The 14,288-nt window shown below is 69.8% G+C and carries 17 protein-coding genes and 1 tRNA gene; 2 read left to right on the top strand and 16 right to left on the bottom strand.

Features of this window, described 5'->3' with window-relative positions; all coding sequences use genetic code 11:
• Positions 1-93 precede the first annotated feature (93 nt).
• The 12 genes from MIC98_RS03640 to birA all read right to left on the bottom strand — a co-directional run bounded on the left by MIC98_RS03640 (position 94) and on the right by birA (position 9,164).
• The gene (locus MIC98_RS03640) at positions 94-1,749 is read right to left on the bottom strand and encodes a M28 family metallopeptidase (protein WP_239738017.1); all 1,656 of its coding nucleotides are present in this window, start codon (positions 1,747-1,749) and stop codon (positions 94-96) included.
• 115 nt (positions 1,750-1,864) lie between these two features.
• The gene (locus tag MIC98_RS03635; RefSeq protein WP_239735666.1) at positions 1,865-2,797 is read right to left on the bottom strand and encodes an MBL fold metallo-hydrolase; all 933 of its coding nucleotides are present in this window, start codon (positions 2,795-2,797) and stop codon (positions 1,865-1,867) included.
• Between the two features lie 129 nt (positions 2,798-2,926).
• Entirely contained in the window at positions 2,927-3,226 is a 300-nt protein-coding gene (locus tag MIC98_RS03630; RefSeq protein WP_239735665.1) for a hypothetical protein, read from the bottom strand.
• A gap of 98 nt (positions 3,227-3,324) precedes the next feature.
• The gene (locus MIC98_RS03625) at positions 3,325-4,611 is read right to left on the bottom strand and encodes a tryptophan--tRNA ligase (RefSeq protein ID WP_239735663.1); all 1,287 of its coding nucleotides are present in this window, start codon (positions 4,609-4,611) and stop codon (positions 3,325-3,327) included.
• A 120-nt stretch (positions 4,612-4,731) separates the two neighbouring features.
• On the bottom strand, positions 4,732-4,953 hold the full coding sequence (locus MIC98_RS03620; RefSeq protein ID WP_057640395.1) for a CsbD family protein: 222 nt from the start codon (positions 4,951-4,953) through the stop codon (positions 4,732-4,734).
• 193 nt (positions 4,954-5,146) lie between these two features.
• A complete protein-coding gene (locus tag MIC98_RS03615) occupies positions 5,147-5,284 on the bottom strand; it encodes an entericidin A/B family lipoprotein (protein ID WP_057640394.1) in 138 nt (45 codons plus the stop codon).
• Between the two features lie 35 nt (positions 5,285-5,319).
• Positions 5,320-5,469, bottom strand: coding sequence for an entericidin A/B family lipoprotein (locus tag MIC98_RS03610; protein ID WP_057640393.1), 150 nt, complete (start codon positions 5,467-5,469; stop codon positions 5,320-5,322).
• 145 nt (positions 5,470-5,614) lie between these two features.
• Positions 5,615-6,535 (bottom strand): arginase, encoded by a 921-nt coding sequence (gene rocF, locus MIC98_RS03605; protein ID WP_239735652.1) that lies wholly within the window; start codon positions 6,533-6,535, stop codon positions 5,615-5,617.
• Positions 6,536-6,626: 91 nt separating this feature from the next.
• Positions 6,627-6,702, bottom strand: a tRNA-Thr gene (locus MIC98_RS03600).
• Positions 6,703-6,768: 66 nt separating this feature from the next.
• Positions 6,769-7,455 carry an SPOR domain-containing protein gene (locus MIC98_RS03595; RefSeq protein ID WP_239735649.1) on the bottom strand — a complete coding sequence of 229 codons (687 nt, stop codon included), beginning with the start codon at positions 7,453-7,455 and terminating at the stop codon, positions 6,769-6,771.
• A 9-nt stretch (positions 7,456-7,464) separates the two neighbouring features.
• A complete protein-coding gene (locus MIC98_RS03590; RefSeq protein ID WP_239735646.1) occupies positions 7,465-8,202 on the bottom strand; it encodes a type III pantothenate kinase in 738 nt (245 codons plus the stop codon).
• On the bottom strand, positions 8,199-9,164 hold the full coding sequence (birA, locus tag MIC98_RS03585) for a bifunctional biotin--[acetyl-CoA-carboxylase] ligase/biotin operon repressor BirA (RefSeq protein ID WP_239735644.1): 966 nt from the start codon (positions 9,162-9,164) through the stop codon (positions 8,199-8,201). Before birA ends, MIC98_RS03590 begins: the two co-directional genes overlap by 4 nt.
• Positions 9,165-9,281: 117 nt before the next feature.
• Here birA and MIC98_RS03580 point away from each other — a divergent pair, with 117 nt between their 5' ends.
• Positions 9,282-9,575, top strand: coding sequence for a hypothetical protein (locus MIC98_RS03580; RefSeq protein ID WP_083490084.1), 294 nt, complete (start codon positions 9,282-9,284; stop codon positions 9,573-9,575).
• A complete protein-coding gene (locus MIC98_RS03575) occupies positions 9,542-10,345 on the top strand; it encodes a M90 family metallopeptidase (RefSeq protein WP_239735642.1) in 804 nt (267 codons plus the stop codon). The genes MIC98_RS03580 and MIC98_RS03575 overlap by 34 nt, the downstream gene beginning before the upstream one ends.
• A 77-nt stretch (positions 10,346-10,422) precedes the next feature.
• Here MIC98_RS03575 and MIC98_RS03570 read toward each other — a convergent pair whose 3' ends face one another.
• The 4 genes from MIC98_RS03570 to dusA all read right to left on the bottom strand — a co-directional run bounded on the left by MIC98_RS03570 (position 10,423) and on the right by dusA (position 14,241).
• Positions 10,423-11,850: an ATP-binding protein gene (locus tag MIC98_RS03570; protein WP_239735640.1), complete on the bottom strand. Its 1,428-nt coding sequence runs from the start codon at positions 11,848-11,850 to the stop codon at positions 10,423-10,425.
• A 22-nt stretch (positions 11,851-11,872) separates the two neighbouring features.
• The gene (locus tag MIC98_RS03565; RefSeq protein ID WP_057640385.1) at positions 11,873-12,559 is read right to left on the bottom strand and encodes a response regulator transcription factor; all 687 of its coding nucleotides are present in this window, start codon (positions 12,557-12,559) and stop codon (positions 11,873-11,875) included.
• Positions 12,560-12,633: 74 nt separating this feature from the next.
• Positions 12,634-13,029, bottom strand: coding sequence for a hypothetical protein (locus MIC98_RS03560; protein ID WP_239735638.1), 396 nt, complete (start codon positions 13,027-13,029; stop codon positions 12,634-12,636).
• 171 nt (positions 13,030-13,200) lie between these two features.
• Complete coding sequence (gene dusA, locus MIC98_RS03555; RefSeq protein ID WP_275584470.1) at positions 13,201-14,241, bottom strand: tRNA dihydrouridine(20/20a) synthase DusA; 1,041 nt, start codon at positions 14,239-14,241, stop codon at positions 13,201-13,203.
• Between the last annotated feature and the right edge of the window lie 47 nt (positions 14,242-14,288).

Raw genomic sequence — 14,288 nt, 5'->3', positions numbered from 1 at the left:
AGACCGGAGGAGAACGCGGCAATTCTAGGCGAGCATCGCGGCCGGCGGCGTTACCACCGTCGCAACACCCGGTTGCAGCAGCAGCGGCAAATCCTACGGGCGCCGCGCGGCATCGCTGGCCTTGCGCGCGCCACCGAACTCGGCACCTTCGTTCCACTGCGGCCAATCCCGGCCGTTGGCCAGTTCCAGGCCGAGGTCGTAGACCAGCAGCGTGTCGGCGGCCAGCCCGCGTGCGTCCCACTGCGGCGTCCACGCGTCGCAGGGCTGGTGGTAGCAGTTGGCGAAATAGGCATCGCGCAGCGCGCGGCCGGCGGCGACGCCGCCCTCCAACTTGTCCAGCCCGGCACCGACGGTGATCGCCGGCACGCCCTTGCGGGCGAAGGCGAAATGGTCGGCGCGGTAGAAGAAGCCGGCCTCCAGGTTCGGATCGGGCGACCAGCGGCGGCCCCGCGCGCGTGCCACCTGGTCGATGTCCGCTTCCAGCGAGACGCGGCCGTTGCCCCAGGTGGCGATGTCGGCGGTTTCGCCGTCCGGGCTGAACATCTCGATGTTCAACACCGCCGCGGTTTTCTCCAGCGGCGCCAGCGGGTGTTCGGCGTAGTAGCTGGCGCCCAGCAGGCCCTTTTCCTCGGCGGTCAGCGCGATGAAGTACAGCGTGCGCCGTGGGCGCGGACCGGCGGCGAACACCCGCGCCAGTTCCAGCACCGATGCCACGCCGGTGGCATTGTCGATGGCGCCGTGGCGCACCGCATCGCCGTTGGCATCGGGCTGGCCGATGCCGAACGCATCCCAGTGCGCGGAAAAAACCACCGACTCGTCCGGGTAGTCCGCGCCTTCCAGCTTCGCCACCACGTTGCGGGTGACCACCGGCTCGCGCATGACCCAGAAGCTGGCCGACAGCGTGGCATCGCCCAGCGCCAGCGGGCGGAAATCGGCGCGCATGGCCTTGCGTTTTTCCGTCTCGAAATCCAGTCCGGCCGCGGCGAAGATGCGCTCGGCTAGCGCGCGCTGCATCCAGCCGCGCAGCGGCGTGTGCATTGCCCGCGCCTCGGCCTCGCTGCGCTGGATGTCGAACAGCGGCGAGGTGCCCGACGCCTTCACCGTCGCCCACGGATACGCGGCCGGCGCGGTTTCATGGACGATCAGCACGCCCTCGGCGCCACGCCGCGCGGCCTCTTCGAACTTGTAGGTCCAGCGGCCGTAGTAGGTCACCGCACGGCCATCGAACGCACCCGGTGCCGCGCTCTCGAAGTCGGCGTCGTTGACCAGCACCACGGCGATCTTGCCGTGCAGGTCCACGCCCTTGTAGTCGTCCCAGTGCCGCTCCGGCGCGTCGATGCCGTAACCGACGAACACCAGCGGTGCATCCGCCACGTCCACCTCGTCCTGCGGGCGCAGGCTCTGCAGAGTCACGTCCTCGCCGTTGACCAGTCGCACGCGCTCGTCACCGAGCTGCAGGCTGGCCTCCGGCGTGCCCTGCACCTGCGCGCGCACCAGCGGCACCTCCTGCACCCAACCGCCATCTTCACCGCCCGGCTGCACACCGGCCTTGCGGAATTGCTCGATCAAATATTCGACGGTGCGCCGTTCGCCCTCCGTCGCCGGCGCGCGGCCCTCGAATTCGTCCGAGGCCAGCACCCGCACGTGCCGCGACAGCGCGTCCGGGTCGATGCCGCCACCGGGCAGGTCGTTGGCCGCACTGGCGATGCCGCCGACGAACAGGCAGGACGACAACAGCAGCATGCGCATGGGGTTCACGGCGGGCACCGGCAACGATGGAAGACGCGGAATTTTACCCGTAGATGCGGGGCTTGCCCCGCATGAAGCTCTCCCGGCAAAGCCCCGTACCGGGCCAGCCCGGTACCTACGGGTTCACGCGGTCCAACCAGCACGCCAGACCCTGCGCGTTGAGCTCGATGTCCAGCGCCAGCACGCGCAGCACGCCGGCATCGTCCAGCCGGCAACCATGCATGCGCGCACGCTCCAGATACAGCTCGCCCAACGCGGCCACCAGCGCGCGATGGCGGTCGGCGCGGCCGGCGCAGGCGCGGGCGATGGCGGTCATCGCGTCGATCTGCACGTGCAGGTCGGCGCCCAGCCGCGCCACGTCCTGCATGCGGCCGTAGTGGGTCAGGTACATCGCTTCCGGCCCCTGCGCCAGCAAGCGCCCGATGGAGGCATGCATCGCCTCCGGATCGAACTGCACCGGCGAGCTGGTGGGAACGATGAAGGCCCCCTGCGCACTGTCCAGTTCGCGGTAGGACAGGCCGAAGGTGTCGCCGGTGAACCAGCTTTGGCTGGCCGCGTCCCACACGCACAGGTGGTGGCGCGCATGGCCGGGCGTGTCGATGCACAGCAGTTCGCGCCCGGCCAGTGACAGCCGGTGGCCGTCCCCGGCCACCACCACGCGCTCGGCCGGCACCGGCGCGATGTGGCCGTAGCTGCGCGCCATTTCCGCCTCGCCATAGACCGCGGTGGCGCCGGCGATCAGGCGCGCCGGATCGATCATGTGCGGCGCGCCGCGCGGATGCACCAGCAGCCGCGCGTTCGGCAGTCGTTGTAGCAGCGCGCCAGCGCCGCCGGCGTGGTCGAGGTGGACGTGGGTGAGGATCAGCCAGTCGATGGCATCCGCGCCGAGCCCGGCCTGCCCGGCCGCGTCCAACAGCCGCGGCACGGCATGGCTGGTGCCGCAGTCGACGAACGCGCCGCGCCCGTCCTCGACCAGCAAGTAGGCCGCGTCGAAATGGTCGCGCTGGAACGCGGTGTCTATGGTGTGGATGCCGTGGCTGGCGGTCATGCGGTGGCTCCGGTCATGCGCCGCCCGATGCTGTCATCCGCATCGATGTGCGGCAATACGGCTTTCGTAGGAGCGACGCGAGTCGCGATGAAGCTTTCCCGGCGAAGCCTGGTCCGACTCACGTCGCTCCTACGGGCGGCGCAGCACGCGCGGACGCAGCAGCAGGGCCAGCGCCATCACCGCGAGAAAGCCGCCGTAGGCATAGAGCACGGCGAGGATCTGCTTCCACATGCTGTCCGCGTCGGCCTCGGTCGCGCCGGTGGCATAGCCCCAGTGCATGCCGACGATGCTGAGCAGCAGCGCCAAGGCCAGCGCCGCGCCGTCGAACAGGGTGCGCAGGCGATGACGCGGCTGGCGCGGGAACCACCAGTACAGCGCGCTCATCACGCAGAACCAAGGCAGGAACAGCAACAACGACAACCAGGCCATCGCAACTCCTTGCAGGTATTCCGTAGGAGCGCACCTTGGTGCGCGAGGGGCTCTACGGGGAAAGCCTCATCGCGCACCAAGGTGCGCTCCTACCAAGATTACTCGCGTAGCGCGCGCAGGGCGGCAAGCACCTGCTCCACTTCCGCTTCCAGCTTGAACGACTCGCTTTGCAGGGCCTCGCCATGCTCGGCCTGCTTCAGCGCGGCGACCATCTGGCCGGCGTCGCGCGGCGAATCGAAGCCTTCGCTCTGGATCAGCAGCCGGCCTTCGCCATCGAGCAGCTTGAAATGGAAGCGGCCGTCCGCCTCGCGGTACTGCTTGAACTGCGGCAGCGCGGCCTTGGTGGCAGCCGTGGCGCGCGGGGTGTCGCCGGCCGCGGCCAGGTCGCGCAGGCCCACCGCGTAACGCAGTTCCTTCAGCAGCGGGATGGCGAAGCGCTCGCGCAGTTCCTGCCCGCGCCGGCGCAGCAGGGCCTCGATCCGCTCCGGCTCGGCCATCAGCGCGTTGTAGCGCTCGCGCAGCGGCGACAGCTCGGCGTCGATGCGCTCGAACAGCTGCTGCTTGGCCTCGCCCCAGCCGATGCCGTCGGCGAAGGCCTTGGCGAAGGCGGCGCTCTGCTCCGGCGTGGCGAAGGCCTGGTACATCTGGAACAGCGCCGAGCCCTCGGTGTCCTTCGGTTCACCGGGCGCGCGCGAATCGGTGAGGATCGAGAACACCAGCTTCCTCAGTTCCTCGCGCGGGGCGAACAGCGGGATGGTGTTGTTGTAGCTCTTGCTCATCTTGCGGCCGTCCAGGCCCGCCAGCGTCGCCACCTGTTCGTCGATGGCCGCTTCCGGCAGCGCGAAATGGTCCTTGCCGTAGATGTGGTTGAAGCGCTGGGCGAAGTCGCGCGCCATCTCGATGTGCTGGATCTGGTCGCGGCCCACCGGCACCTTGTTGGCGTTGAAGATCAGGATGTCGGCCGCCATCAGCACCGGGTACATGAACAGGCCCGCGCTGATGCCGGCATCGTCGTCGACGCCCTCCTCGCGGTTCTTGTCCACCGCCGCCTTGTAGGCGTGGGCGCGGTTGAGGATGCCCTTGCCGGCGACCACGGTGAGGTACCAGGTCAGCTCGGTGGTCTCGGGAATGTCGCTCTGCCGGTAGAACCACACCTTGTCCGGGTCCAGCCCGCAGGCCAGCCAGCTGGCGGCGATCTCCAGCGTCGAGCGCTGGGTGCGCACCGGGTCCTGCGCCTTGATCAGGCTGTGCAGGTCGGCCAGGAAGAAGAAGCTCTCGATGCCCTGGGTGCGGCTGGCGGCGATCGCCGGGCGGATCGCACCGACGTAGTTGCCCAGGTGGGGAGTGCCGGAAGGAGTGATGCCGGTGAGAACGCGGGTGGTCATGAACACGGGAATGCAGGCGGATGAACGCGCCCAGTGTAACCGCCCGCCCGCCGTCGCCGATGGAAAGCGAGCGGGCCGCATGCCGCGGCCCGCCCGTCCCGTCCATCCACCCGTACCCGGTCAGTGGTAGTCCGGGTAGTCCTTGCGCAGCGCCTTCTCGAAATCGCGGATCTCGGTTTCGGCGCGGTCCTTGGCCCAGCCATAGCGTTCCTGCAGGCGCCCGGCCAGGTATTCGGCGTTGCCCTCGGCCACCTGGAAGTCGTCGTCGGTCAGGTCGCCCCACTTGGCCTGCGCCTTGCCCTTGATCTGGCTCCACTTGCCGGAAATGATGTCTTTGTTCATGCAGGTTCTCCTTGCGAAGGGGGAGCGGCGCTCTTGCCGCGCAACCACCTTGCCAAGGCCGTTGTTGGCGCCCGGTCCACGGTTCGTTTGCCGGCGCTGACGTTCTTGAACGCGCCGTGACCCCGCGGCCGGGACCGGCAACGAAAAGGGCCGGCGATCGCCGGCCCTTCCGCTTGCCTTGATGCGCGGTGGATCAGTGGCCGGTGGCCGCGTCCTCCACCTTCTCGCCCGCCTTCTGCACATCCTTGCCGGCACCGGCAATGGTGTTGCAGCCGGCCAGCATCGCCATCGCGTACATCGACAACAGCACCAGCACGAGCAAACGCTTCATCGGGTTTCTCCTCGTCACGGGTTCAATGCACGGGTTCAGCACCTGCCGTCCTTGCAATCCTGGGCCTTGTCCTCGACCTTCTCGCCTGCCTTCTGCATGTCCTTGCCGGCGCCGGCGACGGTGTTGCAGCCGGCGAGCACCAGCGGGAACAACCCCAACACGGCCAGTATCAGCACTCGCTTCATCCACCTTCTCCTCGTTCAGTGATTGGCGGTCGCGGCGGGCCGCGAAGCTCCCCGGCCACCGCTTCCGCGTGAGGCGAATCTGGCGGCTGCGCCGTGCAGCGCACGTGAACGCGACCGGCCGCTGTTCAGCGATGTGCAGCCGGCATCAATCGCGCATCAGGGTGGACTTGCCGAACAGGCTTTCGACCAGGTCCACCGCCAGCTTGGCGGTGCGGTTGCGGCGGTCGAGCAGCGGGTTCAGTTCGACGATGTCCAGCGAGCCCATCAGCCCGGTGTCGGCGATCATCTCCATCACCAGCTGCGCCTCGCGGTAGTTCACCCCGCCCGGCACCGTGGTGCCCACGCCGGGGGCGATGGACGGATCGAGGAAATCCACGTCGAAGCTGACGTGCAGGTGGGTGTTGCCGTCGATGCCGGCCAGCGCCGCTTCCATCGTGCGCTTCATGCCGGCCTCGTCGATGTAGCGCATGTCGTACACGTCCACCTGGTGCTGCTTGATCAGGCGCTTCTCGTCCTGGTCCACCGAGCGGATGCCGATCTGCCGCACCTGCTGCGGCGAGATCGCCGGGGAAGTGCCGCCCAGCCGGGTCAGCGCATCCGGCCCCAGCCCGCACAGGCAGGCCACCGGCATGCCGTGGATGTTGCCGGATGGGGTGACCTCGGAGGTGTTGAAGTCCGAGTGCGCGTCCAGCCACAGCACGCGCAGGTCCTTGCCCTGCTCGCGGCACCAGCGCGCCACCGCGGTGACCGAGCCCATGCCGAGGCAGTGGTCGCCACCGAGCATGATCGGCAGGCGCCCATCGCGCAGTTCGGCGTAGGTGGCGTCCATCAGCGCGCGGTTCCACGCCACCACCTCGTCGAGGTGCCGGTAACCGTCCACCGGCGCGGTCCACGGGTTGCGCGGCCCCTGCAGGTTGCCGACATCGCGCACGTCCACGCCGCGCGCGGCCAGCGCCTCGGGCAGCCCGGCGATGCGCAGCGCCTCCGGCCCCAGCCGCGCGCCGCGGTGGCCGGCACCGACGTCGGTGGGTACGCCGATCAATGAAACAGGACGAGAACTGACCATGATTCCTCCGTTGCAAATGAAAGCAGTCTAGCCAATGGCCACGCCCGCCACCCGCGGCGACGCAGCAGCGGGGGCGGGAAAACGCGGGGAATGGTGCCGCTTATCCGAATCGAACGGATGACCTACTGTTTACAAGACAGTTGCTCTACCGACTGAGCTAAAGCGGCATGGAGGCGATGCCTGCGCGACGGGCAGGACGGTATCCGCGGGCCGGAGGCCGGCGGGCATTCTAGCTAGCGCAGCCGTGCGCAATCCAGCACTTGTTGCCGCTGCGCGCCGCTGCGGCGTTGCAGGGCCGCGGCCGGCACCGTGCCGGCGTGGGCGGCATCCAGCCACCAGCTGGACGCTTCCTCGCCGCCGCTGGCGAGCAGCTGCGCCGGGAAACCGGCCTCGACCAGCGTGGCCTGGCGGCGCTCGGCGCCTTCGCGGCTGCGGTACTGGCCCAGCGCGATGGCGTTGGCTTCCTCGCCCTGGCCCATGACGAAGTAGTCGCCGAAGCCGGCGTCGGCGATGCGCTTGGCCGTGGCCTGCGCTTCCTCGCGGGTGGCCGCCGGCGGCAGGATGACCCGGTAGCTGCTGGCTGCCCGGGGCGGCACTTCGCGCAGGTGCGAGCGCAGCAGGTCCGCGCCCAGCGTCGCCACCGCCGCCTGTGCCCGTGCCTTGTCGGCGAACGGGCCGAGGCTGAGGCAACGCTCGGCGGCGGAATCCGCGGCGGCTGGTGGATCGGCAGCCTCCGCCGCGGGAGCCGCGGCTACTGCGGCGGTCGCCGGCAGCGCCTCCGGCACCACCAGTTCCAGCCTTGCCACGCCGGTTTCGGCTGGCTCGGGTAGCGGCGGTTCGGGCGCGCGCGGCGCCATCCACCACAGGGCAACGCCGACGTTGAGAATGGCCAGCACGACGATCAGGAAGCGATTCAGCATGTAGCGATCCTAGCCTCCCGCGGCGCTTTGGTGCAGCGCCCAGCGCGCCAGTCCGTCCAGCACCAGCGCAGGCCGGTGTTCGGCGCCCGGCAGCAAGGGCAGCAGCGGTGCGGCACCGCCGCCATGCACCCACAGCACCGGCTCGACCCCCAGCTCGGCGGCGCCGAGGCGCAGGCTGCGCTCGACCAGCGCCACCGCCGCGCCGTCGCAGCCCGACGCCAATGCATCGGCGGTGTCGTTGGCGAACTCCGCATAGTCGCCGCCGCTGGCCGGCAACTGCACCGCACGCGCATGCAGCGCCTCACGCATGGTGGTGGGCGAAGCGCCGATGCGGCCGCCACGGTGCAGGCCACCGGCATCCATCAGGTCGATGGTCAGTGCGGTGCCGACGCCGACCACCAACACCGGCCGGCGCATGCGTGCGGCGGCCAGCAGGGCGAGGAAGCGGTCGACGCCGAATTTCTCCGGGCGCGCATAGGCGATCTTCACCCCGGCGCATTCGGGCAGGGTGCGGGCCACGCGCACCTGCGCGAAGCGTTCGCGCAGCAGCGCCATCACCGTCACGGTCAGCGCCGGCGCGGCGACGCTGGCCACCCAGGCGGTATCGCCCTGCGGCAGCGCTTCCAGCGCCGCGGTGGTCATCGCCTCGGCGCCATGCGCCCAGGCCTGCACGTCGCCGGCGGCCTCCCCGGCCAACGGCGCGAACTTGAAACGGGAATTGCCCAGGTCGAACAACCAGTCGTTCATTGCGCCCTCACGCTGACTTCGCCGGCATGGAAATGGCGCTCGGCGCCCCCGATGCGTACCCGCAGCGCGCCGTCCTCGGCCAGGCCACGGGCAATGCCTTCGTGGAGGACGCCGCCCTCTTCCACCCGCACGTGGCGGCCGGCCAGCACGTCCAGCGCGGCGTAGCGCGGCAGGAACGGCGCCAGCCCCTGCCGCTCGAACTGGTCCAGCGCCGGCAGCAGGTGCGACAGCAGGGTGGCCACGACCGTGTTGCGCGATACCGGCGCGCCGGCCAGCGTATCCAGGTCGGTCCACGGCTGGTCGATGGCCGGCACCACCGCCGCCGGCATGCGCACGTTCAGGCCCAGCCCGACCACCGCCCGCGCCGGCCCGGCGAATTCGCCGCCGCCCTCCACCAGCAGCCCACCCAGCTTGCGGCCATCGACCAGCAGGTCGTTGGGCCATTTCAGGCCGACCCCGGCGATGCCCAGCGCCTGCAGCGCCTCGCCGACCGCCACGCCCGCGGCCAGGCTCAGCCCGCCCATGCGCGACAGGCCACCGGCAAACGCACGCGACAGCGACAGGTAGATGTTCGCGGCCAGCGGCGAGGCCCATTGCCGGCCGCGGCGACCTCGGCCGCCGGTCTGGCGTTCGGCCAGCAGCACCTCGGTGCCGCGCAAAGGTGCGCTGCGCCGCAGCAATTCACTGTTGGTCGAGCCCAGCGTCCAGCCGATTTCCAGCCCCGCCATCGCAGCGGCCACGGCCGGGTCCAGCTGCGCCAGGATGCGCTCGCGGTCCAGCAGTTCCAGCGGCTGCAATAGCCGGTAGCCGTCGCCGGCGCGGCCCTCTATCGCCACCCCGGCCGCGCGCAGGCCCTGTATCCGCTTCCATATCGCGGCCCGGGTCTGGCCCAGCTCGCGCGCCAGCGCGTCGCCGGACAGGGCGCCCGCCCCCAGTTTGGCCAACAGCTCGCGGTCGTCCACGGCAACCTTTCCTCCCGGCAGAGCGGCAGATTATGCGGGAAGCCACCCGCGGCCCCTACCGGCCCGGCGTGGAAAGCAGGCTAGAATCGGTAGCTCGACCGCTCCCGGACAATGACGATGCGCCGTACCGCCCATTGCCTGATCCTGCTGCTGGCCCCCCTGGCCGCAGCCGCGCATGCCGCGGACGCATTCGACAGCCCGGCATCCGGCGGTTGCAGCTACGCGCCCGGCGAGGTGGAGCGGGTGGCGGCCCCGGCCGCCTCGGTGAACCTGGCCAACACTCCGCCGCCGGCCAAGCACGCCGTGCCGCCCACGCCGCCGCAACAGGCCGGTGGCGGCAGCGACGAAGAGGTGATCCCGCGCCTGCGCGCGCCGAAGTGGCACCGGCTGCTGCCGGGGATGTTCCGCTGATCCAGTCGTTCCTGCGCCGCTGGCGGCGCACGCCCGCCCAACTCGACGACGCGCTCTGGCAGCAGGTCTGCCGGGATTGCCCGTGGCTGCGGCCGCTGGACGACGCGCGCATCGCGCGGCTGCGCGGGCTGGTGCTGCTGTTCCTGCAGCGCAAGACCATCACCCCGGTCGCGGGGCTGGAGCTGGACGACGCCCAGCGCCTGCTGCTGGCCGCGCTGTGCTGCCTGCCGCTACTCGAGTTCGGCCGCGAAGGCCTGCATGGCTGGTCGGAGCTGGTGGTGTACCCGGATGCCTTCCGCGTGCGCCGCAGCCACACCGATGCCGCCGGCGTGCTGCACGAATGGGACGACGAGTTGATCGGCGAGGCCTGGGACAGCGGCCCGTTGCTGCTGTCGTGGGCCGACGTGCAGGCCGACATCGCCGACCCGCAGGCCGGTTTCTGCGTGGCGGTGCACGAGATGGCGCACAAGATCGACGTGCTCGATGGCGCGATGGACGGCACCCCACCGCTGCCGCGCGACTGGCAGCGGCAATGGGCGCGCGATTTCCAGCAGTGCTTCGATGCCTTCTGCGCGCGGGTGGATGCCGGCCGTGACACCGCCATCGATCCCTATGCCGCCGAGGCGCCGGAGGAATTCTTCGCGGTGGCCAGCGAATACCACTTCTCCGCGCCACGGCTACTGGAACGGGAAATGCCGGCGGTGGCCACGCACCTGCGGCGCTTCTACGGGCCGTCGCCGTTCGCCGGCGCACCCGCTCCGCGACCCTGAGCATTTTTGTAAGCGACGTGAGTCGCGACCTGACTCCAACGGGAAAGCCCGGTCGCGACTCACGTCGCTTGGCGCCCTCACAATCCCGACGGCAGCTTCACTTCAAAGCGCGCGCCGCCCAGTTCCGTCGAGCGCTTGACCTGCAGTTCGCCGCGGTAGTCGCGGATCAGGTCCTGCACGATCGACAGGCCGATGCCGTGGCCCTGCACGCGCTCGTCGCCGCGCACGCCACGCTGCAGCACCTTGGCGATGTTGTCCTCGGCGATGCCGGGGCCATCGTCATCGACCGCCAGTTCCAGCCCGGCGCGGCGCCCCGGTGCACACGGGATCGGCCGCGCGGTCAGCAGCACCCGGCGCCTGGCCCACTTAAAGGCGTTCTCCAGCAGGTTGCCGAGCAGCTCCTGCAGGTCGCCGGCCTCGCCGTAGAACTTGACGCCCGGCTCCAGCTCGAACTCGCACAGCACGCCCTTGGCGGCATAGACCTTTTCCAGCCCGCGCACGATTTCCTCGGCGCTGGCCTCGATCGGCACCGGCGCGGAGAACAGCTTGTGCCCGGACGAGGCGGCGCGCGCCAACTGGTAGGACACCAGGTTGTTCATGCGCTGCAGCTGCACGTCCAGTTCCTCGCGCAGCGCGGCTTCGTCGGCGCCGCCGTCGAGCTGCGTGCGCAGCACCGCGATCGGCGTCTTCAGGCTGTGCGCCAGGTCGGCCAGGGTATTGCGCTGGCGCTCCAGGTTCTCGCGCTCGCTCTCGATGAAGGCGTTGATGCTGTCGGTCAGCGGCTCCAGCTCGCGCGGGTGCATCTCGCTCATGCGCTCGCGCTCGCCGCGCTGCACCCGGGTCAGCTCGTTGATGACGTGCTTGAGCGGGCGCAGGCTCCATTGCAGCACCAGCGTCTGCAGCAGCAGCAGGATCAGGCCGGTGACGCCCAGCCAGAACCACACCGCATTGCGGAACACGCGCAGCTGCTTGCCCAGCGCGCGCGAATCCTCCAGCACGTAGATGGTGTACGGGAACTCGGCCTCCGGCCCGCCATCGCCGCCCCACACCAGCCCGATACCGTAGCGGTAAACCTCGCCGGGGCTGCCGTCGATCTGGGTGATCGGCAGCGGGCCCTCGAAGGTCTCCTGCCGCGGCCGCAGCATGCGCGTGCCGACCTCGGGCAGGATCGGCCCCTCGGCGGACAGCGAGTTGCCGTGGCCACCCGGCATCACCACCTGCAGGTACAGGCCGCTGCCGGGCACGTCGAAGCGCGGGTCCGGCGGCTGCTCGCGGATGTACAGCGAGCGGTCGCGGGTGAAGTCGATGCCGCCGGCATAGGCGGTGGCGTAGTTCTTCAGGCGCTCGCTGAGGTTGTCGCGCGCGGCCTGGCCGAACGAGGCGTCCAGCGCGTAGCCGGCCAATGCCAGGAAGGCGACCAGGCCGACCGACGCGGACAGCAGCTGGCGCGCCTGCAGCGAACGCGGCCGCCAGCGCCGGAAGAACCAGAGACGGCCAAAGACCATTGCAGGCGCGCGGTGCGGTGGATCAGCCTTCGTGGTTGCGCGGGATCGCGAAGCGGTAGCCGCGGCCGCGCACGGTCTCGATCGGCTTGAGCTCGCCGTCCGGGTCCAGCTTCTTGCGCAGGCGGCCGATGAACACTTCCAGCACGTTCGAGTCGCGGTCGAAATCCTGCTGGTAGATGTGCTCGGTCAGGTCGGCCTTCGACACCAGCTCGCCGGCGTGCATCATCAGGTATTCGAGCACCTTGTACTCGTAGCTGGTCAGGTCGACGTTGCTGCCGCCGACACTGACCGTCTGCGCGGCCAGGTCCAGCGCCACCGGGCCGCATTCCAGCGTCGGCTTGCTCCAGCCGGCGGCGCGGCGCAGCAGTGCGTTGACGCGGGCCAGCAGCTCCTCAACGTGGAACGGCTTGACCAAGTAGTCGTCGGCGCCCTGCTTGAGGCCCTCGACCTTGTCCTGCCAGCTCGAACGCGCGGTCAGGATCAGCACCGGGAACTTCTTGCCCTCGTCGCGCAGCGCCTTGATCAGCTCCATGCCCGACATCTTCGGCAGGCCGAGGTCGATGATGCCGACGTCGAACGGCACCTCGCGGCCCATGTACAGGCCTTCCTCGCCGTCCTGCGCCGCATCGACGGCAAAGCCTTCGCGCTTGAGCCGGGCTGCCAGGGTCTCGCGCAGCGGGGCTTCGTCTTCGACCAGAAGGATACGCATGAACTCTCCCTGATTGCTTTGGCCGGCTCGGTGCCGGGCATTGTGCGGATTGCGGTACGGCGGACTATGCCAGTTCAGGAGTTATCGGCGCGTGGTGACCGCTGGCGGCCCTGCGCCGGGCCGCCCGGGCCACGCATGCGCGCGGCGGGGGCCTCGTCGTCCATGTAGCGGACCCGGCCGCGGTCGTCCATGTACTTCACGCGGTTGATGTCGCGCCCGTCGTAGGGCACCCGCTCGGCGCCGAGGATGCGGCCGCCGGTTTCGCGCTGCACGCGGCGCACCGAATCGGACAACGAGGAACGCGGCTGCGGCCGCTCGCTGTTCTGTACCTGCATGCGCGGCGCGGCCATGCGCATGCCGAGGTCCGCCGGTTCCTTGCGCGCTTCCTGTGCGGACACCGGCGTGGCGGCCACGACGGCCAGCGCCACGGCGGCGACTACGAGCGGGAGATGACGCGGAAGCGGGAGCATGGGGTGATCCTATCGGACTGCGACGGAACGTTCAAAATACGTGAAAGCAGGAGTCCACGGGGAACCGTTCGAGCCCTGCCAAACTGTCGCAAATTCTTGATTTTTAGGGGTGAATCCGATATGAACCCTGCCCGCGAAACATCGTCTTGGCCGTCTCTCGTCGGCCCCCATTCAGCTTGCCGCGACGCGTTCGGCCTGTTCCCGGGTGACCTGCACCGCCTGTTCGAGCAGTGACCAGTCGGCACCGGGGCGGTGCGCCCCTTCGCTGAGCACCTTGCGGAAACCGCGCCCGCCCGGCTGCCCGTGGTACAGCCCGAGCAGGTGGCGGGTGATGTGCTTGAGCGCCAGCCCGCGCTGCAGTTGCGCTTCCACATACGGGCGCAATTGCTCCAGCAGGTCCTCGCGGCTGCGCAGCGGCGCACCGGTCTGCGCCGCTTCCAGCGCATGCAGCACGTAGGGGTCGTGGTAGGCGGCGCGGCCGAGCATCACCCCGTCGACGTGCACCATCTGCGCCTGCGCCGCCTCCACCGTGGCGAGGCCGCCGTTGAGCACCACCGGCAACGCCGGGCGCTCGCACTTGAGGCGGTGCGCCCAGTCGTAGCGCAGCGGCGGGATCTCACGGTTTTCCTTCGGCGACAGCCCCTTCAGCCACGCATTGCGCGCATGCACGACGATCATCGCCGCGCCGGCCCGTACCTGCCGGTCGACGAAGGCGGCGAAGGCATCGTAGTCGTTGTCCTCGTCCACGCCCAAGCGGCATTTCACCGTGACCGGGATGTCCACCGCCGCGACCATCGCCGCCACGCACTCGCCCACCAGTTCCGGCTCGCGCATCAGGCAGGCGCCGAAGCGCCCGGCCTGCACCCGGTCGGACGGGCAACCGCAGTTGAGGTTGACCTCGTCGTAGCCCCAGTCGGCGGCGATGCGCGCGGCCTGCGCCAGCAGGGCCGGCTCGCTGCCGCCCAGCTGCAGCGCCAACGGATGCTCGCTGGCATCGAAGCCGAGCAGGCGCCGACGGTCGCCGTGGATCACCGCATTGGCGTGCACCATCTCGGTATACAACCGCGCGCCGGGCGCGAGGATGCGGTGGAACACCCGACAATGCGAGTCGGTCCAATCCATCATCGGCGCCACCGAAAGCCTCAAACCCTTCAAGACGTAAGGCTCACGGGGCTTTGATGCTTCTATGGCGGGCTTTCCAGGCTGTGGCATTGCTCTAGTATTTCTGCGGGTTTCCGGGCATTGCCGCAATGGCAGTG

The organism is Stenotrophomonas sp. NLF4-10, assembly GCF_022359915.1.
In the GTDB taxonomy this organism is placed as follows: Bacteria; Pseudomonadota; Gammaproteobacteria; order Xanthomonadales; family Xanthomonadaceae; genus Stenotrophomonas; species Stenotrophomonas daejeonensis.
This window is presented reverse-complemented; position numbering and strand designations above follow the sequence as displayed.